Source organism: Peribacillus sp. RS7 (assembly GCF_041956845.1).
Taxonomy (GTDB): Bacteria; Bacillota; Bacilli; order Bacillales; family DSM-1321; genus Peribacillus.
The window spans coordinates 2,968,322-2,993,249 of record NZ_CP168135.1; the positions used below are offsets into that span (position 1 = coordinate 2,968,322).

The 24,928-nt window shown below is 41.8% G+C and carries 22 protein-coding genes and 1 pseudogene; 21 read left to right on the forward strand and 2 right to left on the reverse strand.

Translation table 11 applies throughout. The annotated features are described in order from the left end of the window. The first annotated feature begins 870 nt into the window (after nt 1–870). The 14 genes and pseudogenes from ACDZ29_RS14960 to ACDZ29_RS15025 all read left to right on the forward strand — a co-directional run. Nucleotides 871–2,340 (forward strand): CoA-acylating methylmalonate-semialdehyde dehydrogenase, encoded by a 1,470-nt coding sequence (locus tag ACDZ29_RS14960; RefSeq protein WP_375088051.1) that lies wholly within the window; start codon nt 871–873, stop codon nt 2,338–2,340. Between the two features lie 73 nt (nt 2,341–2,413). Next, nucleotides 2,414–3,229: a 5-deoxy-glucuronate isomerase gene (gene iolB, locus ACDZ29_RS14965; protein WP_289323820.1), complete on the forward strand. Its 816-nt coding sequence runs from the start codon at nt 2,414–2,416 to the stop codon at nt 3,227–3,229. Nucleotides 3,230–3,251: 22 nt separating this feature from the next. Next, complete coding sequence (gene iolC / locus ACDZ29_RS14970; protein WP_289323821.1) at nt 3,252–4,229, forward strand: 5-dehydro-2-deoxygluconokinase; 978 nt, start codon at nt 3,252–3,254, stop codon at nt 4,227–4,229. A gap of 32 nt (nt 4,230–4,261) precedes the next feature. After that, nucleotides 4,262–6,172, forward strand: coding sequence for a 3D-(3,5/4)-trihydroxycyclohexane-1,2-dione acylhydrolase (decyclizing) (gene iolD, locus ACDZ29_RS14975; protein WP_375088052.1), 1,911 nt, complete (start codon nt 4,262–4,264; stop codon nt 6,170–6,172). Between the two features lie 17 nt (nt 6,173–6,189). Further along, complete coding sequence (iolE, locus tag ACDZ29_RS14980; protein WP_375088053.1) at nt 6,190–7,077, forward strand: myo-inosose-2 dehydratase; 888 nt, start codon at nt 6,190–6,192, stop codon at nt 7,075–7,077. 22 nt (nt 7,078–7,099) lie between these two features. Beyond that, complete coding sequence (locus tag ACDZ29_RS14985) at nt 7,100–8,512, forward strand: sugar porter family MFS transporter (RefSeq protein ID WP_375091143.1); 1,413 nt, start codon at nt 7,100–7,102, stop codon at nt 8,510–8,512. 48 nt (nt 8,513–8,560) lie between these two features. Then, the gene (locus ACDZ29_RS14990; protein ID WP_375088054.1) at nt 8,561–9,592 is read left to right on the forward strand and encodes a Gfo/Idh/MocA family protein; all 1,032 of its coding nucleotides are present in this window, start codon (nt 8,561–8,563) and stop codon (nt 9,590–9,592) included. A 47-nt stretch (nt 9,593–9,639) separates the two neighbouring features. Next, nucleotides 9,640–10,518, forward strand: coding sequence for a sugar phosphate isomerase/epimerase family protein (locus ACDZ29_RS14995; protein WP_053533868.1), 879 nt, complete (start codon nt 9,640–9,642; stop codon nt 10,516–10,518). Nucleotides 10,519–10,522: 4 nt separating this feature from the next. Then, nucleotides 10,523–11,368, forward strand: coding sequence for a 2-keto-myo-inositol isomerase (gene iolI / locus ACDZ29_RS15000; protein ID WP_375088055.1), 846 nt, complete (start codon nt 10,523–10,525; stop codon nt 11,366–11,368). 40 nt (nt 11,369–11,408) lie between these two features. Beyond that, on the forward strand, nt 11,409–12,263 hold the full coding sequence (gene fba / locus ACDZ29_RS15005; RefSeq protein ID WP_375088056.1) for a class II fructose-1,6-bisphosphate aldolase: 855 nt from the start codon (nt 11,409–11,411) through the stop codon (nt 12,261–12,263). A gap of 110 nt (nt 12,264–12,373) precedes the next feature. Further along, nucleotides 12,374–13,582 carry an MFS transporter gene (locus ACDZ29_RS15010; protein WP_375088057.1) on the forward strand — a complete coding sequence of 403 codons (1,209 nt, stop codon included), beginning with the start codon at nt 12,374–12,376 and terminating at the stop codon, nt 13,580–13,582. After that, a complete protein-coding gene (locus tag ACDZ29_RS15015) occupies nt 13,575–13,760 on the forward strand; it encodes a hypothetical protein (protein ID WP_375088058.1) in 186 nt (61 codons plus the stop codon). Before ACDZ29_RS15010 ends, ACDZ29_RS15015 begins: the two co-directional genes overlap by 8 nt. Nucleotides 13,761–13,830: 70 nt before the next feature. Further along, nucleotides 13,831–14,847, forward strand: coding sequence for a LacI family DNA-binding transcriptional regulator (locus ACDZ29_RS15020; protein WP_370013976.1), 1,017 nt, complete (start codon nt 13,831–13,833; stop codon nt 14,845–14,847). A gap of 66 nt (nt 14,848–14,913) precedes the next feature. Next, nucleotides 14,914–15,197: pseudogene (locus ACDZ29_RS15025) on the forward strand (collagen-like triple helix repeat-containing protein); the annotation flags it as partial. Between the two features lie 269 nt (nt 15,198–15,466). On the opposite strand, the gene ACDZ29_RS15030 reads toward ACDZ29_RS15025, so the two are convergent. After that, the gene (locus ACDZ29_RS15030) at nt 15,467–16,870 is read right to left on the reverse strand and encodes a sigma-54 interaction domain-containing protein (RefSeq protein WP_375088059.1); all 1,404 of its coding nucleotides are present in this window, start codon (nt 16,868–16,870) and stop codon (nt 15,467–15,469) included. A gap of 322 nt (nt 16,871–17,192) precedes the next feature. Between ACDZ29_RS15030 and speB the strand changes: the two genes are divergently transcribed. From speB to ACDZ29_RS15065, 7 genes are all read left to right on the forward strand, one after another. After that, nucleotides 17,193–18,191 carry an agmatinase gene (gene speB / locus ACDZ29_RS15035; RefSeq protein WP_289323832.1) on the forward strand — a complete coding sequence of 333 codons (999 nt, stop codon included), beginning with the start codon at nt 17,193–17,195 and terminating at the stop codon, nt 18,189–18,191. Between the two features lie 103 nt (nt 18,192–18,294). Next, on the forward strand, nt 18,295–19,734 hold the full coding sequence (locus ACDZ29_RS15040; RefSeq protein ID WP_289323833.1) for a sodium:solute symporter: 1,440 nt from the start codon (nt 18,295–18,297) through the stop codon (nt 19,732–19,734). A 42-nt stretch (nt 19,735–19,776) separates the two neighbouring features. Next, nucleotides 19,777–20,538: a class II aldolase/adducin family protein gene (locus tag ACDZ29_RS15045; protein ID WP_289323834.1), complete on the forward strand. Its 762-nt coding sequence runs from the start codon at nt 19,777–19,779 to the stop codon at nt 20,536–20,538. Between the two features lie 64 nt (nt 20,539–20,602). After that, nucleotides 20,603–21,592: a D-2-hydroxyacid dehydrogenase gene (locus tag ACDZ29_RS15050; protein WP_375088060.1), complete on the forward strand. Its 990-nt coding sequence runs from the start codon at nt 20,603–20,605 to the stop codon at nt 21,590–21,592. Nucleotides 21,593–21,782: 190 nt separating this feature from the next. Then, on the forward strand, nt 21,783–21,875 hold the full coding sequence (locus ACDZ29_RS15055) for a putative holin-like toxin (RefSeq protein WP_220126990.1): 93 nt from the start codon (nt 21,783–21,785) through the stop codon (nt 21,873–21,875). A gap of 274 nt (nt 21,876–22,149) precedes the next feature. After that, entirely contained in the window at nt 22,150–22,722 is a 573-nt protein-coding gene (locus ACDZ29_RS15060) for a TetR/AcrR family transcriptional regulator (protein ID WP_289323836.1), read from the forward strand. Between the two features lie 61 nt (nt 22,723–22,783). Further along, the gene (locus ACDZ29_RS15065; protein WP_375088061.1) at nt 22,784–24,211 is read left to right on the forward strand and encodes an MDR family MFS transporter; all 1,428 of its coding nucleotides are present in this window, start codon (nt 22,784–22,786) and stop codon (nt 24,209–24,211) included. A 271-nt stretch (nt 24,212–24,482) separates the two neighbouring features. Here the strand turns inward: ACDZ29_RS15065 and ACDZ29_RS15070 are convergent, their stop codons facing one another. Continuing rightward, complete coding sequence (locus ACDZ29_RS15070; protein WP_375088062.1) at nt 24,483–24,926, reverse strand: hypothetical protein; 444 nt, start codon at nt 24,924–24,926, stop codon at nt 24,483–24,485. Nucleotides 24,927–24,928 lie beyond the last annotated feature (2 nt).

Sequence of the window (24,928 nt, forward strand, 5' to 3'; positions counted from 1 at the left end):
GCATAGGGATGCGGAATGGTTGCCGTTCACATACAATAGCTTACCTTCACTAAAATTCAGGCTCCCATCATGGGTGCCTTTTTTTGTTGATGAACTCATCACGGATTAGGTTATATATTCCTATTCTGTTGATATAGTAAAATATCTTTTATTTTTTTAGAATGGGACATTGATGGAAATGTGAAGAAAAGGGGAGAGCAGGAAGGTCGTTTATTATGTTTATATATATGAATTTATAACGGATGTAGTTCTAAGGATAGCTGGATTTCCTATAATAATAATATTTAAAAATACCATTAAAGTAGTGGTTAATTTAAATAGGAGCAAGACCGGCCTTAGCTGGGATGTCAATTACGACGAAGAGGTATTCTCCCAGGAAATGCTTTTAACTAAATATTGAAGCCCATTTCCATAGCCATCAATGTATTGGAGTGTGAAGAAGAAAGAATATTATAAAAAATCCAAAAAAAGTGTTTACAGGGAAAAAATTTCATTGTAGTATTTCCTTATAAAGTAAATGAAATCGATTTCATCCCGGAACGCGATTATCCAAGCTTTATTCAGAAATTGATGCGAATAGTGATGAACTATTTCATGTTTAAGGATGATTAGATATTCGTTATCCTGGATTGGTCTTTACCTTTTTCCTTCAGGTGGAACTCCTGAAAGAGAAATGAAATCGATTTCATTCGCAGTTTTATGATGGCTTTGATATTGGGATTGAGCTAGAAAAACTGATTGATCCTAGAAAGAAACCTGGATGGATTTTCTTTAAAGTCAAATGAAATCGATTTCATTGGCGTCGATACCTATACTTTTTAGAAATGGCTTGATGATCAAACAAATTACTTATTTTAAGGAGGAAAAGACATGTCATCAGTAACACATGAGGTGAAAAAATTAAAAAATTATATAAATGGTGAGTGGATTGAATCCACTTCAAAGGAAACGGAAATCGTGTTCAACCCTGCAACTGGTGAGGCGATTGCCGAGGTGCCACTTTCAACTAGGGAAGATGTGAATCGTGCGGTTCAAGTGGCGAATGAGGCGTTTAAAAAATGGTCGCAGGTTGCCGTCCCGAAACGGGCACGGGTATTGTTCAAATATCAGCAGCTCCTTGTGGATAATTGGGAAGAACTTGCTAAACTGGTAACTATCGAAAATGGTAAAAGCTTATCGGAATCGATTGGTGAAGTTCAGCGGGGCATCGAGTGTGTCGAGTTTGCGGCTGGTGCACCTACGCTGATGATGGGCAAACAGCTTCCGGATATCGCGACAAACATTGAATCGGGTATGTACCGCTACCCAATTGGTGTAATCGGCGGTATCACCCCATTTAACTTTCCGATGATGGTCCCTTGCTGGATGTTCCCTCTTGCGATCGCATGTGGCAATACATTCGTGTTAAAGCCATCTGAACGTACACCTTTGCTTGCTGCACGCATAGTTGAACTGTTTGAGGAAGCAGGTCTTCCTAAAGGAGTACTGAACATTGTTAATGGAGCACATGACGTGGTTAATGGACTTCTGGAGCATAAAGATGTGAAAGCTATCTCCTTCGTCGGTTCACAGCCAGTGGCAGAATATGTGTATAAAACAGGCACGGCTAACTTGAAGCGCGTCCAGGCTCTTGCGGGAGCGAAGAATCACTCGATTGTCTTGAAAGATGCCAATCTTGATATGACGGCCAAGGAAATAACAAGTGCGGCTTTTGGGTCGGCCGGTGAGCGTTGCATGGCCGCTGCGGTTGTTGTTGTAGAAGAAAGTGTAGCGGACGAGTTAGTTGAAAAATTGAAACAGGCAGCTGATGCCATTACGATCGGTAATGGTCTGGATGACGGTGTTTTTCTTGGACCGGTAATCCGGGAAGGGGCTAAGAAGAGGACCATCGATTACATCGAATCAGGAATAGCTCAAGGTGCGACCCTTGTGCGCGATGGTCGTAAAGACGAGGCAGCAAGCGGCAATGGATATTACCTCGGGGCTACGATTTTTGATCATGTGACGCAGGAAATGAAAATCTGGCAAGATGAAATTTTTGCCCCAGTGCTCTCCGTTGTCCGCGCCAAAGATTTAACGGAAGCCGTTGAGATTGCCAATGCTTCAGCATTGGCAAACGGGGCTTGCCTTTATACGGACAGTGCTGCCGATGTACGCCAATTCCGTGAAACGATTCATGCCGGAATGTTGGGCATTAACGTGGGTGTTCCTGCACCCATGGCATTCTTCCCATTCTCTGGATACAAAGATTCATTTTATGGTGATCTGCATGCAAATGGAACCGATGGTGTGGAGTTCTATACACGTAAAAAAATGGTGACTGCACGCTACGTGAAATAAGTGAACGAAAAAGACATTGCAAGATGGCCCGTTTGGATACGGGCCGGATTTTTTGAAAAACAAGGAGGTACATATGAGTAAACTGCTTCAAAAACCGGAAAAACAAGAGGTCGCTGAAGGTGTTACAGTCGTTCAAGCGGTTACGAAAGGAAACTCTCCTTTAGAATTTGTTGAATTTAAAATAGTGGAGTTGACTCCGGGGGCTGAATATTCAGAATTACTAATCAAGAAAGAATGCTGCATTGTCGCTCTTACGGGAAAAATCAATGTGGCTGTAGGCGAAGATGTATACCATGATTTGGGCACACGCGATAGTGTTTTTGATAAAGTGCCGACCGATAGCATTTACGTGTCAAATGATAGAGGTTTTGAATTGGAAGCGATAACCAAGGCCAGAGTGGCACTGTGTTATTCACCTTCTGATAAGCAGCTTCCGACTAAATGGATTAAAGCGGGAGATGTTGACGTGGAGCACAGGGGCATTTTGAGCAATAAGCGGATGGTGCATAATATATTACCGGATTCAGCTCCGTATGCGAATAGCCTTCTGGTGGTTGAAGTATATACAGAAAGCGGAAACTGGTCGAGCTATCCTCCGCATAAACATGATCGGGATAACTTACCAAATGAGTCATTATTGGAAGAGTCCTATTATCATGAAATGAACCCGCCTCAGGGATTCGTATTTCAGCGGGTATATACAGATGACCGTTCGATCGATGAGACCATGTCCGTCGAAAACGGTGATGTCGTACTTGTACCGGCCGGTTATCATCCGGTAGGGGTGCCTGACGGTTATGAATCTTATTACTTGAATGTCATGGCCGGTCCGACAAGGACATGGAAATTCTACAATGATCCCGATCATGAGTGGATCCTGAATCGTTAAAGGAAAAGGAGCTGTTAACTGGATGAACTATACTTTTAATATCGATAAGGAATTTGACTTGATTGCCATAGGCCGTGCCTGCATCGACTTGAATGCCAATGAATATAACCGTCCGATGGAAGAGACCATGACATTCACAAAATATGTGGGCGGTTCACCTGCCAATGTTGCCATCGGATGTGCAAAATTAGGCTTGGAAGTCGGATTCATCGGTAAGCTTGCAGATGATCAGCACGGCCGTTTCATCGAGCGTTATATGCGTGAGGCAGGTGTTGATACATCGAATATGGTAATCGATCAAGAAGGGCATAAAACGGGACTCGCCTTCACGGAAATTAAAAGTCCTGAAGAATGCAGTATCCTGATGTATCGGGATAATGTAGCCGACCTTCATTTAGCACCTTCGGAAGTGGATGAAGAATATATCAAAAAATCAAAGATCCTATTGGTTTCAGGGACGGCTTTAGCAAAAAGCCCATCACGTGAGGCAGTTTTAAAAGCCGTCAGCCTTGCGAAAAGAAATGATGTAAAAGTCGTATTTGAATTGGATTACCGTCCTTATACATGGAATTCCATTGAAGAAACCTCCGTTTACTATTCGTTGGTTGCCGAGCAATCAGACATTTTGATTGGCACGCGTGATGAATATGATGTTATGGAAAATACCGAAAAAGGTACAAATGAAGAAACCGTCCGTTACTTGTTTAAACATTCCGCAGACCTGGTGGTCATCAAACATGGCGTCGAGGGTTCATATGCCTATGCCAAATCAGGCGAAGTTTTTAAAGCGAAGTCCTATAAAACGAAAGTATTGAAAACATTCGGCGCAGGGGATTCATATGCTTCCGCTTTCTTATATGCGTTAGTGAGCGGCAAAGGGATTGAAAGCGCTTTGAAGTTTGGCAGTGCTTCCGCTTCCATAGTAGTAAGCAAGCACAGCTCATCCGAGGCGATGCCCGTTGCAGAAGAAATCGAAGGTTTGATTGCCGAACGCGTGTAAGGAATTTATCTACATAGAGGGGTGAACTGAAGATGGGAACAGTGAGGTTGACTACAGCCCAGGCATTAATCAAGTTTTTAAATCAGCAGTACATTCATGTTGATGGTGAGGAGTCTCCATTTGTAGAAGGTATATTTAATGTATTCGGCCATGGGAATGTCGTTGGTATTGGTCAGGCGCTCGAACAGGACGCTGGCCACTTGAAAGTGATTCAAGGAAAGAATGAGCAAGGGATGGCACACGCAGCAATCGCCTACAGCCGGGAAATGCTGCGGCGGAAAATTTATGCCGTCACTACATCTGCCGGGCCAGGCTCGGCAAACTTGATAGCTGCGGCGGGGACTGCACTTGCCAACAATATTCCTGTCCTCTTACTTCCTGCTGATACATTTGCGACACGTCAGCCGGATCCGGTTCTTCAGCAACTTGAGCATGAGCATAGTACGGCCATCACCACAAATGACGCTTTTCTTGCAGTATCAAGATATTGGGATCGCGTCACTCGCCCTGAGCAGCTCATGTCCAGTCTGATCCGGGCCTTCGAGGTGATGACCGATCCTGGGAAAGCCGGGCCAGCGACGATATGCATCTCACAGGATGTAGAAGGGGAAGCATTCGATTTCGATGAACATTTTTTTGAAAAACGCGTCCATTATTTAGATCGGAAAGCTCCGGTTGATCGGGAACTGCAAGGAGCGGCCGATAGAATTAGAGCAAGTAAGAAGCCGATCATCATCGTCGGTGGCGGAGCAAGATATTCCGGAGCTCGGGATATATTGATGAAGCTGGCGGAAAAGCATAACATTCCACTTGTGGAAACACAGGCAGGTAAATCGACGGTGGAATCATCTTTTCCTAAGAATTTGGGCGGAGTCGGCATTCTCGGTACGATGGCTGCCAATAAGGCTGCCCGCCAGGCAGATCTCGTAATTGGTGTCGGGACCCGCTATACTGACTTTACGACTTCTTCCAAAACTGCATTTGATTTTGAAAGGACAAAGTTTTTGAACATTAACGTCAGCCGCCTTCAAACCTATAAATTAGATGGATTTCAAGTCGTCGCCGATGCAAAAGTGGCGCTCGAGAACCTTGAAGCGTTACTAGTGGGCTATGAAACCGAATATGGGGAAATGCTTGGAGAATGGAAGGCGGAGTGGCTTTCCGAACGGACCCGTTTAAGTCAAGTCACTTTCAGCCGTGAAAATTTCATGCCTGAAATCAAAAGCCAGTTTTCACAGCAAGTCTTGAATGAATACTCGGATGCATTGAAAACTGAATTGGCCCAATCCACTGCGATGATCGCAATAAACGATACGATCGATCAGGAAAGTGTGGTGGTCGGTTCAGCCGGATCACTTCCGGGTGACTTGCAGCGACTCTGGCATTCAAACGTGCCAAACACTTACCATCTTGAATATGGATTCTCCTGCATGGGCTATGAAATTGCAGGAACATTAGGAGCTAAGCTTGCCCATCCAGACCGGGAAGTCTATGCAATGGTAGGGGACGGCAGTTTTCTGATGCTTCATTCGGAATTGATCACAGCTATCCAATATAATCATAAGATCAACATATTATTGTTTGATAATTCAGGCTTCGGCTGCATCAACAATCTGCAAATGGAGAATGGCAGCGGAACATATTGCTGTGAGTTCAGAACACATGATAACCAAATCATGAATATAGATTACGCAAAAGTGGCGGAAGGGTACGGAGCCAAAACTTACAGGGCCAATACTGTCGATGAGCTGAAAGCTGCATTGGAGGATGCAAAGAAACAATCGGGATCTACATTAATAGAAATGAAGGTTCTGCCGAAAACGATGACGGATGGTTATGACTCCTGGTGGAATGTTGGCGTGGCAGAGGTCTCGGAACGGAAAAGTATACAAAGGGCATATGAAGCGAGACAAGAGAAATTAAAAAAGGCCAAACAATATTAAAAGGGGGAAATCGGAAAATGCAGGAGATTTCGTGGGGGATTGCCCCAATTGGCTGGCGTAATGATGACATACCGGAAATAGGGGCTGAAAACACCTTATCCCACCTTTTAAGCGATATTGTCGTGGCAGGATTTCAGGGGACCGAAGTAGGCGGTTTCTTCCCGGAACCGGCGGTCCTGAATAAAGAGCTGCGGCTTCGGAACTTAAAAATAGCCGGTCAGTGGTTCAGCAGTTTCATCGTTCGTGATGGAATCGAAAAAGCAGAACGGGATTTCCATGAACATTGCAAATATTTACAGGCTGTCGATGGCGATGTAGCGGTAGTATCCGAACAGACCTACAGTATCCAAGGCGGAAGGTACGATGTATTTAAGGAAAAGCCCCACTTTACTGAAGAAGAATGGGGAATATTGTGTACGGGCCTGAATCGGCTCGGGGATATTGCTGGACTTTACAACTTAAAACTGGTGTATCACCACCACATGGGGACAGGGGTCCAGACACTGAGTGAAATTGACCGCCTTATGGAAAATACCGACAAGAAGGTGCATCTGTTATATGATACTGGACATATTTATGTATCGGATGGCGATTGCATGTCCCTTCTGCAAAAGCATATCGACCGCATTGGGCACGTTCATTTCAAGGATGTGAGGCATAACGTGATGGAGCAGTGCCGGAAAGAGGGAAAATCATTTCAAGAATCTTTTTTAGCCGGTATGTTCACAGTGCCTGGTGACGGCTGCATTGACTTTGTGGAAGCTTACCATACATTACTGGAAAATCATTATAAAGGCTGGATTGTAGTAGAAGCGGAACAAGATCCGTCCGTTGCCCATCCATTGGAATACGCATTAATCGCTCGCAAGTATATAAATGAAAGGCTGCTCCTCGTTCAAGATTAAAAACCGGAAAGAAGTGATTAATTTGATAAATGATGGAAATCAAATGGCATTCTTACGCAAGATTATTATCATCTCGACGTTAGGCGGTCTTTTGTTCGGATATGATACAGGTGTCATTAATGGTGCCTTGCCGTTCATGTCCGAAGCGGATCAACTTAACCTCAATTCACTTACGCAAGGACTTGTTGCCAGTTCACTTCTTTTAGGCGCGGCACTTGGAGCGTTTCTGGGAGGCAGGCTTTCGGATTATGCGGGCCGCAGAAAAAACATTCTTTTTCTTTCGGTACTTTTTTTCTTTTCCACCCTTGGATGCACGTTTGCACCGAATGTTACGGTCATGATTGCTTGCCGTTTTTTTCTCGGCCTTGCGGTAGGCGGGGCGTCAGTAACCGTTCCTACTTATTTGGCGGAAATGTCTCCTGCTGAACGACGCGGCCGGATCGTCACCCAAAATGAATTGATGATTGTTAGCGGACAGCTGCTTGCATTCATCTTCAATGCCATTCTAGGGACAACGATGGGTGACAGTTCACATGTTTGGCGTTACATGCTGGCAATAGCATCACTTCCAGCCATACTTCTTTTCTTTGGTATGATCAGGTTGCCTGAAAGTCCAAGGTGGCTTGTGTCCAAGAAAAAAAATGAAGAGGCCCTGAAGGTTTTGAAAAGAATACGTAAAATGGATGAGGCAGAATCGGAATTTCAGGGAATCAAAGCGACATTCGATGAGGAGAACCATGTTAAAAAAGCTACATATAAAGATTTGACCGTCCCATGGATACGGAGAATCGTCTTTCTTGGAATCGGGATTGCCATCGTTCAGCAAATAACGGGCGTTAATTCTATCATGTACTATGGTACCCAAATTTTAAAGGATGCAGGGTTTGAGACAAAAGCTGCTTTGATCGGGAATATTGCAAACGGTATCATTTCTGTTTTGGCAACGTTTTTAGGTATTTGGCTGCTTGGTAAAATCGGGCGCCGTCCAATGCTCTTAACCGGTTTGATCGGGACTACGACCACATTGCTGCTGATTGGCGTCTTATCTTCCCTTCTTGAAGGGACGGCTGCCCTTCCTTATATCGTTTTGTCCTTGACAGTCACTTTCCTTGCCTTTCAGCAGGGAGCCATTTCACCGGTTACCTGGTTGATGCTTTCAGAAATCTTCCCGCTTCAAGTACGTGGGCTTGGTATGGGTGTCACCGTATTTTTTCTATGGGTCGTGAACTTTCTGATTGGCTTAACATTTCCTGTTTTACTTGATAAAGTCGGATTGTCCACAACATTCTATTTCTTTTGCGCTTTAGGCATTTTGGCTATCATCTTTGTGAAAAAATGTTTACCGGAAACAAGAGGACTTACACTAGAACAGCTTGAACAAAACTTCCGCAATCATGGAAAAGAACCTATTAAGGAAATGACAAAAATAATATAAGAGTTACAGAGAGAAAATATAGATACGTATAATAGGAGGAATATGATCATGACATTAAATTTTGGCGTAATAGGAACGGGTGCCATCGGCCGGGAGCATATTAAAAGAATTGCAAACAAATTATCCGGAGGGAGAATTGTGGCTGTAACCGATGTGAATCAAGAGGCGGCAAAGCAGGTCGTGAATCAATACGGACTTGAGGCACTTGTATATCCGGATGACCAATCACTGGTAAACTCGGAAAATGTGGATGCTGTGCTTGTTACGAGTTGGGGCCCTGCACATGAGCAAAACGTATTGAATGCGATTGAAGCTGGCAAATATGTGTTCTGTGAAAAGCCACTGGCAACAACGGCGGAAGGCTGCAGGAGAATAGCCGAAGCGGAAATGAAACACGGGAAGCGTTTGGTGCAAGTTGGTTTTATGCGACGTTATGATAGCGGTTACGTACAACTGAAAGAAGCCATTGATAGAAATGAAATTGGTGAGCCACTCATGGTCCGCTGCGTACACCGCAATCCAGAAGTGGATGAAAAATATACGACGGAAATGGCAGTCGTTGATACATTGATTCATGAGATTGATGTATTGCATTGGTTAATCAACGATGATTACAAATCAGTTCAAGTCATTTACCCGAAGAAAACAAGCCGCGCGCATGCTAACTTAAAAGATCCCCAACTCATCATAATGGAAACGAAGAGCGGGATTGTCATTCAAGCTGAAGTATTCGTGAATTGTAAATATGGCTATGATATCCAATGTGAAGTCATTGGTGAGGACGGTGTTGCATATCTTCCTGAACCGGCGAGCATCGTGACAAGGAAAGGCGCAAAACGGAGCACGGATATCTTGGTAGATTGGAAAGACCGTTTTATGGATGCATATGACATAGAGTTGCAGGATTTCATAGATTCCATTATAAAGACAGGTCAGCCGAATGGTCCAACTTCATGGGACGGATACATCGCTTCCGTAACAGCTGATGCTTGTGTAAAAGCACAAGAGTCCGGACAGAAAGAATCCGTTGATCTAGAAGAGAAGCCCGTTTTTTATACGGGGAAAATCACTGTACAGTGAACGTACCATGCATTGAAACGAAAAATGAATTATAGGGGGAAAGACCAATGAAACTAGCTTTGGATCCTACGATGTATGCCAATTTATCATTAAAAGAAATGGTCGATAAAACAGCGGAACTAGGCTATGAATATATCGAACTGTCACCGAGGGAAGATTTTTGTCCATTCTATAAATACCCTAAAGTGGATAAGGAACAGATTAAGAATTTGAAACGCTGGTGTAGCGACGCAGGTGTGAAGATATCATCCTTGCTTCCGCTTTACTACTGGGCCGGTCCTGATGAGGAACGGCGCCAGGCCGCAGTCCGTAATTGGAAACGTGCCATTGAAGTGGCAGTGGAATTGGATGTTGACTTGATGAATAGTGAATTTAACGGGTCTAAATTCAATGAAGTTATCTGTGAAGAGAAATTCATTAAATCAATGGATGAGCTCCTCCCGGTGTTTGAAAGGGAAGGCGTCAAACTGAATTTGCAGGCACACCCATTCGATTTCATCGAAACGCATGAGGGAGCGATGGATATGATCCGTGCCCTTGACCGTCCATGGATCAACCTTGTGTATTCAACCGCACATACATTTTTCTATGATGATGGCAAAGGCGATATTGCCCCTATGTTCGATTCTGCCGGGGATCGCCTGCAACATGTCTTGTTTGCAGATACATTCAATCATAAAGCATCCAACGGACTCCGTTATATCGTCAATCCTCCAGGTGTCGAGGCAACCGTCCACCAGCATTTGAACATCGGCGAAGCGGAAGTTGACTTTGATACGATCTTCAAAAAACTGAAAGAAATGAATTTTGACGGCATCGCGACAAATGCAGTATTTGCTTGGATCGACAAAGCAGACTGGTCAAGTAAGCTTATGCTTCAAAAAATGAGAGACGGATTGGGTTTAGCAGAAAGAATTGGAGGCTGACAGAATGAAACTTTGTTTCAACCAAGCGACAACACTTGAAAATTCCAACTTGGTCAAAGATCTCAAACACTGTGAAAAACATGGTTACGATTATATCGAAATCCGTACCATGGATAAATTGCCTGAGTATTTGGAAGAGCACTCTATTGAAGACCTAGTCGAATTTTTTAACGCAAATCATATTAAACCACTTGCCTTCAACGCGCTCGTATTCTTTAATAACCGAGAGGAAGACGGCCATAAGGCGATAATAGCCGAATTTAAAAACATGATGATCATGGCGAAGAAATTGGGTGTGAAATATGTGGTGGCGGTTCCACTTGTAACGGAAGCAAAAATATTGAAAGAAGATATTAAAAACAGCTGTGTGGAAGTATTGACGGAGCTTTCCGAAATCGCTGAACCGTTTGGCGTTAAAATTGCAGTGGAATTTGTCGGGTATCCGCAATGTACTGTGAATACATTCGGTCAGGCATACGATATTGTTGAAACAGTCAATCGTGATAATGTTGGGTTGGTGCTGGACTGTTTTCACTTCCATGCTATGGGTTCCAGTTTGGAGGACTTGAAGAAAGCAGATGGGTCGAAAATCTTCATTTTACACATTGATGATACAGAGGATTTTCCAATCGGTTTTTTGACGGATGAAGACCGGGTGTGGCCTGGGCATGGTGCCATAGATTTAGACAGCATATTATTCATCTTGAAGGGAATTGGTTATTCTGACGTCGTATCTGTTGAATTGTTCCGTCCTGAATATTATGAACTCGATGCTGAAGAAGCCATTAAGACTGCAAAAGAAACGACAATTCAAGCTATCTCGAAATACTTTGTACTCCAGAATGCGTGAGTAAAAATGGTAATCTCGGGAAATGGGGGGTGATGGAATTATGCCTTTAGTATCAATGAGAGAGATGCTTTTGAAAGCAAAAGCAGGAAGTTATGCTGTGGGTCAATATAATATTAATGGTTTGGCATTCGCCCAGTCTTTTTTACAGGCTGCCAATGAGGAACGAGCGCCGATCATACTTGCGGCATCGGACAGGCTCGTTGATTATCTTGGCGGATTTAAAACGATTGCGGCTATGGTAAAAAGCCTTATGGAAGAAATGGACATTACGGTTCCGGTTGCACTACATCTTGATCATGGAATGGATGTGGAACGCTGCAAGAAAGCGATCGATGCGGGTTTTACATCGGTCATGATCGATGGCTCCCATCATTCAATAGATGTAAATATTGAAATGACCAAAATGGTTGTCGACTATGCCCAAAAGAGCGGCGTTTCCGTTGAGGCGGAAGTGGGGACAGTCGGTGGGACGGAGGATGGCCTCGTCGGAGGTATTCAATATGCAAATCCCCATGAATGCACGAGGATTGTAAAAGAAACGGAAATTGATGCACTAGCGGCTGCTTTGGGTTCCGTTCATGGTCCATATCAAGGAGAACCTAAACTCGGTTTTGAGGAAATGGAATTAATTTCGAACATGACGAATGTGCCTCTCGTCTTACATGGAGGTTCAGGTATTCCGCTGCACCAAATCAAAAAAGCAATTGAACTAGGACACGCTAAAATAAATGTCAATACCGAAAACATACAAGTGTGGGCAAAAACGATTCGGGAAGTATTGGCCGTTGAAGGAAAAGTATATGAGCCTCGCGCCATCATCACACCAGCGAAAGAAGCTATCATCTCCGTCGTGAAGAGAAAAATGGCAGAGTTCAATACAATTGGAAAGGCTTAAGTATGTAAAGGTGTTCCCAATTACGTTGCGGGCACCTTTTTGTATATTCAGTTTTTGAATGAGGTGCCATTGCTGAAAAATAGTTCGTTTTGGTCAGAGGAAGGGTTGCAATGACTTTGTTACATACCGCACGAAATAGATTTTTATTTTTAGTGCTCTCATTTATTTTTTGGTTTTCAAATTTCATTTATATACCCATTTTGTCTCCTTACCTTGAGACGATTGGAGGGGATTATACATTTATTGGCATGGTATTAGGCAGTTATGGGCTGATGCAATTTCTCTTCAGGCTTCCGTTCGGAATTTTTTCCGACCTCATAAAAGTAAGAAAACCTTTTATTATCTTTGGAATGGTCGTGAGTACGTTGAGTTGCGTGACTTTTGCTTGGGCCGATAGTTTAGGCTGGATCCTTTTGGCCCGCTCGTTAGCTGGAGTTGCCGCCGCAACATGGGTAGCGTTCACCATTTTGTTTTCCAGCTATTTTTCAGAACGTGATCTTCACCGAGCTATGGGCAGTATCTCGTTAGCAGTGGTTCTGGCACAGCTGCTTGGAATGGTGGTCAGCGGATACATTGTCGATCAATGGGGATGGCAAGCACCTTTTTGGATGGGAGGGATTATCGGTTTCGTTGGTATCGTCCTTTCACTTTTTATTTACGAATCGAACGAAGACTTTCTGAAAGAGCCTATTCAATTGAAAGAACTCGTATCAGTTATGCTTGAACCGGCGCTTTTAAAAGTATCATTTCTATCCATTCTCGCACATGGCATCATCTTCACGACAATGTTCGGCTTCACTCCGACATTTGCTTTAAAGCTTGGTCTCCAGACTGATGAGATCAGCATGGTCATCTTTTCATTCATGATTCCTCATGCCATTGCCACCATGCTTAGCGGAAAGATATTCGTACCATTATTCGGACAATGGAGGTTACTGAAACTAGCTTTCGGACTAACGGCCATTTTCACAACATGTACGCCATTAATAGATACAAAAGAGATGCTTTTTCTGAGTCAAGGGTTGAATGGATTCTCATTAGGAATTCTTTTTCCATTATTTTTAGGAATGGCGGTGGAGTCGATTCCCCTTGAAAAAAGGGCAACGGCCATGGGTGCATATCAAGCAATTTACGCGATTGGTATGTTTGCTGGACCTTTTATTGCGGGAGTATTGATTTCACATTTAGGTATTTCTGCAGGATTTTATTTTTCGGGTTCACTTGGTGCAACTGCTGTATTCTTTATGGTTTTATGGAGCCGCCGTAAAGGAAAGAAACGGAACAGAGAATTGACTGAGCGGCATGTACGGGATGTCTAGTTTAAATAGAGGAGGAAAACTTTATGAAGGTTGGTTTAGTTACGTTAAAATGATAGGTTATGAAGGACCGATCGTTCTCGAAATGGAAGATTTAACAATGGTGCCATTAACAGGCGTGAAAAAATCCATGAATGTTTTGAAAGAAACGTTGCCTAGGGAATTCGATATTTTAACATGAAGTCTAAATTACTTTATAATGGACTTAATGAAAATGACAAAATAGAAAATAGGCAGGTGGAGATAATAGAATGAAAATGAGCGATGTGGCGAAATTGGCCAACGTATCTCCCGCAACCGTTTCAAGAGTGCTCAGACAGCCGGATTTAGTAAGTGAAGATACCAAACAAAAGGTGCTGCAGGTGATTGAAGAGATGAATTACAAGCCTCACATGATTGCCAGTCAGTTCAGGACGAAAGAGACAAAGATCATTCTGGTCGTCGTACCGGATATAACAAGACCCTTTTTTTCCGAAGTCCTTCGGGGCATTGAACATACTGCTGTAGAAAATGGCTATCAGGTTATATTGGGAGATACCGAGAATGACATTGAACGGGAAAAGGAATACATCGATTTGCTATACAAAAAGCAGGCGGATGGAGCGGTACTCCTTACCGCTAGAATGAACAGAGAAAGCCTGGAAAATCTCTCAAATCAATTCCCGATTGTACTGGCATGTGAATACGTGGACGGACTGGACATTCCAACTGTATCGATCGACAATGTAAGCAGTGCCAGAAAAGTAACGGAACATTTAATCAAGCTTGGACATACACGAATTGCTCATATAACAGGCCCCATGAATATCATCCTTAGCCGGGATCGCTTAGGGGGGTTCCAGCAGGCAATGAAGAATCATCACTTGAAAGTCAATCAGGAATTAATCCAAGAAGGGGGGGATTATAGCATTGAATCAGGGTATGACCAGATGATGAAATTATTATCGCTGGAAAAAAGGCCTGAAGCAGTGTTTGTTTTTAATGATGAAATGGCGCTGGGAGCTGTAAAAGCGATCCAGGATCATGGGTTGAGCGTTCCCAAGGATATTGCTGTCGTAGGTTTTGATAATTTGAAAATAGCATCCATTTTTCATCCTCATATTACGACCATTGACCAGCCTAAGTACGAAATAGGGAAAAAAGCAACAAACTTATTGCTGACCTTAATGAAAGGCGGAACCGTTGAAAAGAAAAAATTCGTTATGAAGGATGAGTTAATCATCCGCGAATCTTGCGGTGCCAATTTGGAAAAAAGTTTGAATGCGTAAAAATGTTTGGCAAGATTGCTATGTTAGTAAATGAGTGGCTTCCTTTTATGGGGGCCTTTTTGTATGGTGTTTACCGTTCCTGTTACTGGTCGTTATTATTTGACGTATCAAATAAATACAACCGCTGGACTTCTTGCTGGTTCGAGGTTGATTTTAAATGGTGCCACGCCTATTCCTAGCTCCATAATATCACCAGCTGTCGCGATTTCTAATTATAATAATGATGTGATTGTAAACTTATCAGCAGGTGATTCAATCTCTCTTCAGATATATTTGGTTTAATTGCCACCGTTGTCTTAACGGGGGGAGGATCTGCAGGAGCTTCACTGACGATCATTCGTTTGAGTTAATCTAAGTCCACAAATCTTAAACATTGAATATGGAACGTAAATGATATTTGTGAATCCCATTCATCTTGAATGGGGATTTTTTTGTTGATTGAATGTATTATGGATTTTTTATTGGACTTATTGTCGATAATCATCATTGGTTTCATTTCGAATTGATCATTTTTGGCGCTTGCATATATAGTTTCAAAAGCACCCTTAGCTAGAATGGCATCCATTACTAAAGGCTAAGGACCATTCATGGTTGCAAACGGGTTTTAATCCAGATGAATTTACAAGTACTTTTTGTATTTCTTTAATTTATAGATGACTGTTGGCTGGCTGATACCCATATGTTCTGCCATTTCGTAGGTTGTTTTACATTTTTTCCATGCTTTTGCAATCAGTTGCCTTTCAACCTTTTCCAGTGTCTTCTTTAAATCGAAATTCTCTTCACATTCTTGTTCGATTGCCAAGAAGGTGGAATCTTCCGGCTGTTCTATTTGCCCTGTGATGGATTGGGGAAGGTGTTCGGGAAATATATTTGGCTCTTCAATGGTCAGGATTAATCGTTCAATTAAGTTTTCTAATTCTCGTATATTTCCGGGCCAATGATAATGGGTCAAAACTTCATAAGTCGATGGATGGATTTTTTTGAATTTCTGGTATTTTTCATTGGTTTTCTGTAAGTAATGCTGTATTAAGAGAGGTATATCTTCTTTACGTTCATGTAGTGCCGGAATTTGGATGGGAATCACATTCAAACGATAAAATAAGTCCAATCTAAACTTACCTTGACTTACCATCTCCTTCAGATCTTGATTAGTTGCTGTAACCAGGCGGAAGTTAATCTGGTTTTCTTTTTTTCCACCGATGCGCTTTATCTTTTTTTCCTGTAATACTTTCAGTAATTTGGCTTGCATGGCCAGTGGGAGTTCCCCGATTTCATCTAAGAACAGAGTCCCGCTGTCAGCCTGCTCAATCAGGCCCTGCCTCCCTTGTTTATCTGCTCCTGTAAATGATCCCGGCTCATAGCCGAATATTTCTGATTCAAACAAACTATCAGGTATCGTGCTGCAATTCACTTCGATAAAAGGTTCTTTCTTTCGGTTGCTTTGGTCATGAACAGCACGGGCAAAAGTGCTTTTCCCTACCCCGGAAGGTCCTAATAAGAGTATCGTGGCATCGGTTTTTGCGACATTATGGATCGTTTTTAAAATATGCTTCGTTTCGTTACTTCTAGCAATCAAATAATGGTAATCAAGTTCCTTTTCTCTTAAATCCTCGACTTCCGTTTGATAGCCTTTTACTTTTCGTTGTAATTGCTCAAATTGATCCTGCAATTGCAGGATCTCGGTTTGATCCTGACCATAGCTTATTACCCTAACGAGAAGTCCTTCCTTATTAAAAATGGGATAGCCAGTCGACATGACAACATGACCGGTTTTTGTTTCTTGCATTATCCGCTTCGCTTTCTTTTCTTTTAAAACAATCGCATTGATGGAAGGTGTGAGAAGGCCCTCACTTTCTAATTGATAGACGGAGGTACCGATATAAGAGTCACTTTCCATACCATAAATCTCCCAAAGCTTTGGGTTGGAATATAAAATGATTCCATCTTGATCGGTAATGAGTATGTTATTATTAGATGTTTCAATAATCTTTTTTAGTTCTTCCTCCAGCATATCGTCGTACATAGGTCCCGCTCCTTTGGGTTTTGAGATGGTTATTAATTAAAATATAAATCAAAAAGTCGGAATAATCAAAAATTAAATCAATAAATAAGAAAATGATTAAGTTATTAATCATTTGATGAAACAGAAATAACGAAAAGCCTTATAAACCGCAGCTAAATAGTTGGCGTGAATCTTGCTTATGTAAAAGGTAAGAAGATAATTTTAAAACAAGGGTGTTTTATAATTCTATTCTTCTATTAATGTATAAAAAGGTGGAAGTTTATATGGCATCGTGCAATGCCATGGAGTGAAAAATAATAGTGGAAATTTAGGAGGATGTTAAATGATGAAGTATCAACCCAAAGACTCATTCAAATCACCCCGTTTTTGCGGAGTACGTACGTTTATGCGACTTCCATTTGTTGAACAGGTAGATGAACATATGGATTTTGTCATTACGGGAATTCCTTTTGATTCCGGGCAATCATTTAGGACGGGTGCGAGATTCGGACCAGAAGCCATTCGCGATTTTTCAATCCTTTTACGTCCTTATAATCCAGAACAGGATATTAATATTTTTGATTATATATCAGGAATTGATTATGGAGATATTCCGATCATTCCTGGCTATATTTCTGAGACTTATAAAAAGATTGAAGAAGAGCTTACCCCCATCATTGATAAAGGGATCATTCCCATTTCATTAGGAGGCGATCATTCTATTACTCTAGGGGAGTTACGTGCAATCGTTAAAAAACATGGACCAGTTGCCCTGCTTCAATTCGATGCTCACTCCGATACTTGGGATAGTTATTTTGAACAAAAGTATAATCACGGAACCGTTTTTCGCCGCGCAATAGAAGAGGGCCTCATCGATGTATCGCGTTCTCTTCAAATTGGTATGAGGGGTGGTCTGTACGGACCGGAGGATCTTCAGGATGCCCGGGATTTAGGGTTGGGCGTTTATACGACGAACGATTATAAACGTATCGGGGTTGAAAAGATGCTTGGAGTCATTCATGAGCGTGTCGCGAAGGGGCCGGTGTTTTTATCTTTTGACATTGATTTTTTAGATCCCGTTTATGCACCTGGAACAGGAACCCCGGAAGTTTCAGGGGCCAGCATTGATGATGCTTTAGCCTTTGTAAGAGGTTTGACAAATATAGATTTTGTAGGATTCGATCTCGTTGAGGTTTTACCATCATACGATCACGGACAAGTCACGGCTGCCGCAGCGGCTAATATCGTCTATGAATTCATCACACTCATCGCTCTCGCAAAAAAAGGGAAACTGGAGAAAAAAGAGAGAGTTGGAGATCTGGAAACGCAGCTTAACAACTAGTTTCCTCATTTAAATGGAAGGAAGGAATGGTATACTTCCTCCTTCCCTCCCTCTTTAAACACAAAGCGATAAAAACAAAACAACCCGAAAAGGAGATGTGTAAATGCATATTTTGGATATATCGATCATGACTCTATATTTTTCTGTTTTAATCATTGTGGGAGTAATCGGGTCCAAACGGGCAAAAACAGCAGATGATTTCATTGTAGCAGGGCGTAATCTGGGTCATTTTATGTATTTATCCTGTTTAGCTGCTGTGATATTAGGGGGTGCTTCTACTCTAGGAACAGCAAAGTTAGGTTATCAGTTTGGGATATCCGGTATTTGGCTAGTGGTGATGATCGGTCTCGGTATTATTGCTATCGGGTTGTTTTTAACAAATAAGATATTTGATTTAAAAGTGCTGACGATCAGTGAGATGCTTGAGAAGCGCTACAATTCTCAAACAAGATTGATCAGTGCCCTGGTCTCTGTCATCTATACATTCATGCTGACTGTAACGCAAGTGATTGGGATGGGGACGATATTACATGTTTTGGCAGGCTGGAATTTAACGGTTTCCATGATAGTCGGGGGTGGGATCGTTTTATTTTATACAATATTAGGAGGTATGTGGTCCGTCACCATGACTGATGTCGTGCAATTTGTCATCATGACGATCGGTATTTTCTTTATCATGCTTCCAATGAGCGTCTCTAAGGCAGGAGGGTGGGGCTCGCTTAAGGAAAATCTCCCTGCATCACATTTCGAGTTAGGAAATATTGGCGGAGAGACAATTTTTCAATACTTCTTATTATTTACTCTAGGGGTTGTTGTTGGACAAGATATTTGGCAGCGTCTTTTTACCGCACGAACCAAAGCGATATCTCGTGGCGGAACGGTTGGAGCAGGAATATATAGTGTTTTTTATGCGATTGCAATCAGTATAATTGGAATGTGCGCTTTTATTATCCTTCCTAATTTAGGAGATCCACAAAATGCATTTACTAGCATAGCGATGGAAACTTTACCTGCTGGTCTATTGGGGGTTGTCATTGCGAGTGTGGTATCTGCCCTTATGTCTACAGCTTCAGGAACGTTGCTTGCTTCTTCCACTTTAGTTGTTAATGACATCATAAAAAAATATATCGGTCCAGGAATGAGTGAACGACAATTTTTAAAAACATCCCGGATTACAACTTTAACGATTGGTGTATTGACCATAATCGTTTCAATATGGATTCAAGATATTTTAGTTGCATTGGATGTAGCTTACGCAATTTTATCCGGTGCTGTGTTCTTTCCGATCATCCTTGGCTTCTTTTGGAAGAGGGTCACGGCTACAGCCGCATTTTACTCCATTCTGGCAAGCATGGTCGTTATTATTGTGGGATTGGTGATTAATGGTCCTTCCTCCACACAACCAATTCTGTACGGGCTTGCTACTAGTTTTGTCGTCATTACTGTACTTACTTTCTTAAGTTCCAATAAAAATAACGAGAACAAAAGTGAAGTCAAGCAAGATGGAAAGGGTAAAGCTGACATGGATACCATGGCTAATTGATTGGTCAGCAAAAAAAGGAAAAAGATCGAGGAGGAAAGAAAAATGACAAAGACAATTTCCCTGCAACCCGCAACATTCAATACTATGGAAGAAGAACGCAATCACCGGAAAGAACGGTTGGCAGCTTCATTCCGTCTTTTTTCAAAGTTTGGATTCGATGAAGGGATAGCTGGCCACATTACGGTCCGTGATCCTAAATATACAGACCATTTCTGGGTCAATCCGTTTGGGATGCACTTTAGTCAAATTTCCGTTTCAGATCTGATATTGGTAAATCATAAAGGTGAAATTGTAGAGGGTGAACATTCAGTAAATGGTGCTGCCTTTGCCATTCATTCGGAAATTCATAAAGCACGACCGGATGCCATTGCAGCGGCACACGCTCATTCGGTATATGGAAAGACATGGTCTTCTTTAGGGAGACTGTTAGATCCGATTACGCAAGATGCCTGCCAATTTTACAATGACCATGCATTATTTGATGATTTTACTGGTGTGGTTTATGCATCTGAAGAAGGGAAACGCATTGCCAGGGCTCTAGGTCAATACAAAGCTGTCATCCTCCGCAACCATGGATTGTTAACGGTGGGTCAATCTGTAGATTCAGCTGCTTGGTGGTTCATAACGATGGAGCGTTCATGTCAAGCACAGATAATGGCTGAATCTGTAGGTAAGCCCATTTTTATTGAAGAAGAGTATGCAAAGCTAACGGCAGAACAAACGGGAACGGAATATGAGGGATGGTTGAGTTTTCAGCCTCTTTGGGACAGAATCAGAAAAGAGCAACCAGATTTCTTGAATTGATCATAAAGCACGCTATGGTATGATCGCATTCACATTTAACATGGGTTCTTGAGGAGGTTTTATAATGTCCGCTTCCAAGAAAAAATCACCTTCACTTTATATAAGGGTCGATATACCGGAAAAATACATCAACGAGTTTAAGGAGATTTGTTCAGAAGTTGTTGTCGAGCCATGGGAATTCGGCGAACCTGAACCACAGCCAACAGTTGATCTATCAAAGTTTGATGTCCTTTATACGATGGGGCTTCATGATAATCTTAACATTATAAAAAAAGCTCCAAGGATTAAATGGATCCATTCAGACAGTGCTGGAGTTGAGGCCATGCTGACTGAAGATATACAAAACAGCGATGTCATCATCACCAATGTCAAAGGCTGCACATCTGTCCCGATAGCCGAGCATACAATTGCGATGCTATCTTCGTTAGCAAGAGGTGTGCCGGCAATGATCAGAAATCAAATAAACAAAACTTGGGTTGAAATTCCTGTGAAAGATCTTGAAAATGCGACAGTTGGGATAATTGGGTATGGTGATATTGGCTATGAGATAGCAAAGAGATGTAAAGCACTAGGTATGACGGTTTTTGGGTGCCGCCGGAATCCCGCCAAGAGGAACGACGAATATGAACCTGCTGATTTGATAATGGGCATGGATCAAGTGGATGAAGTCCTTTCTAGGTCCGATTTTGTTGTATTGGCACTCCCGTTTACGAAAGATACCTCGTATTTTTTTAATAAAGAACGCTTAAATAAAATGAAAAAAGGCAGCTATGTAATTAATGTCGGCCGGGGTAATACGATTGTGGATGAAGATTTAATCGATTCCTTGAGCAATGGGCACATAGCAGGAGCGGCGCTCGATGTGTTTGAAGTAGAACCTTTACCTGAGGATCACCCTTTTTGGCAGCTGGAAAATGTCATGGTTTCCCCACATAATGCTTATAACTCTTCCAAACACCAAGATCGTGTGATGGAGTTATTCCTGAAAAATTTAAAACTTTTTTCTGAAGGTGAACCACTAATGAACGTTGTGGAAAAAAAACTGGGTTATTAACAGGAATGGTTTATTTGAAAAGGAAGTTCTCAAGAATGGGAACTTTAGATATTTAAATGATATGACTGAAGTAGGAGGGTAGACCCTGATTGGGTTTACTCTTTTTTTGATTAAAAGTTTCTGATTCATGTTTTTCCTTGTATAGGACAATCTCCGATCAGGAAAAGCTGGATGTAAGGAGGCGATGTGAATGGGTACTTTCGAAGTTATTTCCCTGATGCTAAGCTTTGGCATGTTTGTAATTGCTATTCTTGATTTCAAAAATCATGACAAGAATCCTTGAAGATACCGAATATGTTATGAAAAGAAAGGCCGATGTGTTTGATAATTGGAAGCGTTTAATAAATACTGGGTACAATATAGAAGGTATTGATTTCCTCTATTCTTTAAACTTGCAGAGAACACCAATATGAGGTGTTCTTTTTGTTGTAAAAGTATTTCAAATGGGTTCATTAGTAAATCCCATCCACTCAAAAGCTGTCATCTTTGACAAAACAATGATATGCAAGTATAGTGCTAATAGACCGGTTGATATAATTTCAAGGAGTGATCCAGCTATGGCAGAAAAACGAAACTCTAAAGACATTCTTATTGAAGCTGCTTCCCGGCTTTTTCGAATACGTGGATATTATGGTGTAGGGCTTAAGGACATTATTGAGGAAAGTGGTATCCCAAAAGGTTCGCTGTATCATTATTTTCCGAAAGGCAAAGAGGAATTGGCGATAGAGGCGATTAATCATACAAAAGAATTCGTGATAGATGAAATTCGACGGGGATTTGATGAAATAGAAGACCCTATCAAAGCCATTCAGGCTCATATTTTTCAATTATCCGAGGTTTTTGGTGATAGTGAAAATCTATTAGGACTGCCAATCGGGACGATTGCAGCGGAAACATATACGACGAGTGAGCAGATAAGAACGGCCTGTCAAGAAGCGATAGAAGATTGGCAATCCATTTATGTGAAGAAATTACTCGAGGCGGAATACAGTGAGAAACGGTCAAAGGAATTGAGTATCGTAATTAATGCTTTAATTGAAGGAGGTATCCTTTTATCCTTAACGGCGAAAAACGGGGAACCTCTCCAAGCCATTGCGGAACAGATACCATTATTGCTGATAAATAAATAATTCATCGGGAAAAATTATTATAAGCTTAGGTCGAACAGTTAGTAATTGGAGGAATCATTTTATGTCTACAGATGCAGGACAGCAACAAAACCCAGTCATTAGAACGACCCCCATTTTAATTGCATTTTTAATTGCAGGGTTCATTGGGTTATTCAGCGAGACGGCTTTAAACATGGCGCTGGGGGATTTAATACAGGAATTCAATGTCAGTCCTTCCACCGTGCAATGGCTGACAACGGGTTACTTATTGACATTGGGGATATTGGTTCCCGTTTCGGGACTCTTGATTCAGTGGTTCAATACCCGTCAATTATTCATTGCATCAATGGTGTTCTCGATCATTGGGACGCTCATTGCAGCAATTGCACCTGGGTTCGGCATCTTGATGCTAGCCCGTGTCATCCAGGCTATCGGAACGGGTCTTTTATTGCCCCTCATGTTCAATACCATTTTATTGATTTTCCCTATTCATAAAAGGGGAGCGACGATGGGATTGATGGGGCTGGTGATCATGTTTGCCCCAGCCATCGGGCCGACAGTTTCAGGTTTGATTATTGAAAATCTAAAATGGAATTACATTTTCTGGGTGTCTTTGCCGTTCTTTGTGATCGCTTTACTATTCGGTCTCAAGTATATGCAAAACGTTTCAACAATCACCAAACCTAAAATCGATGTACCATCCATTATTTTATCGACCATTGGTTTTGGTGGAATTGTTTATGGCTTTAGTATTGTTGGAGAGCAAGGGTGGAATAATGCGATAGTTCTATCCTCGATCATTGTTGGCCTTATAGCGCTGTTCCTGTTTGCTGTAAGACAATTCAACATGGATAAACCGATGATTGACTTGCGCGTTTTTAAATATCCGATGTTCACGATAGGGTTAATAACCGTCTTCATCACCTTCATGATCATCATGTCATCCATGATTCTCTTACCGTTATACTTGCAAACCGGGCTTGCATTAGCTGCGTTTTCTGCTGGGCTCGTACTTTTACCTGGTGGAGTGCTTAATGGTATCATGTCTCCGGTTACGGGGCGCATTTTTGATAAGTTCGGACCAAGGGGATTAGTGATCCCAGGCTTCATTATCATGATTGTCATGTTATGGACTTTGACGAACGTAACGACTGAAACATCGATCATTATGGTAATCGTCATGCATACTCTCCTTATGATTGGTGTTTCGATGGTCATGATGCCAGCCCAAACAAATGGCCTGAATCAACTGCCGAAAAATCTTTATCCGGATGGAACGGCTCTAATGAATACATTGCAACAAGTATCGGGGGCCATCGGTACAACCGTTGCCATTACCATCATGTCAGCATCACAAAAAAATTATATGGCAAATGCAGAAGATCCGTTCGATCCATCTGCCATTAGCGGTTCATTGACTGCAGGCGTTCAAGATGCCTTCATTTTTGGTCTTGTCCTAGCAATCATTGGCTTGATCGTATCGTTTTTTATCAGAACTGCACGAGACTAATAAGATATATTAATGGAAAAAGATAAATTAGCCAGCAGGGAAAAGATTTTCTCTGTCTGGCTTTTTTGTTTGAAAAAGGATATTGGTGCTTTTAAAGAACTTAATAATTTTTTACGCCCCATTAGTTACACTGTTTTGTATTCTATTCTTCTAAAATCCGAAACCATATTAAGGAACTTCGCATTTTCTTCTAAATAAGGGAAGTGGTTACTCTCTTCAAAGATATAAAGTTTCGAATCCATCAATCCAGCATCGATTTCTTCTGAGAAGACTAAAGGGCATTGTGCATCATGTCGTCCACAATAAACAATGGTGGGAATTCTAACTTTTGATAGTTCTTTTTGTAAATCAAAATTAGTAGGTCATTAAAAGAAAAGTAATCTAACCTTCTATGTACTACTTTGCCACTGGAAGGTCTTTGAAAATATTCAGCTTTTTTTTCAATATTGTATAAAGACATATCTGTCCATTCTCTATTGGCAGATCTTCTTTCCTCAATAGTGGTATCCGGAGACTTCAAAATAGAGAATATCTCTTTCAACCTCTTGTTAAGTGAACTACTGGGGCTATACATACTTCCTTCGTGTTCCATATATTTTTTTGTAGCAGTTGCCCCTCCGACCATTAACTTTGAAAGGGTATTAGGAAATGATGTTACATAGACCAACGCTAACATTCCTCCAGTTGAATGTCCTGCAAAACTCCATCGCTCCAATA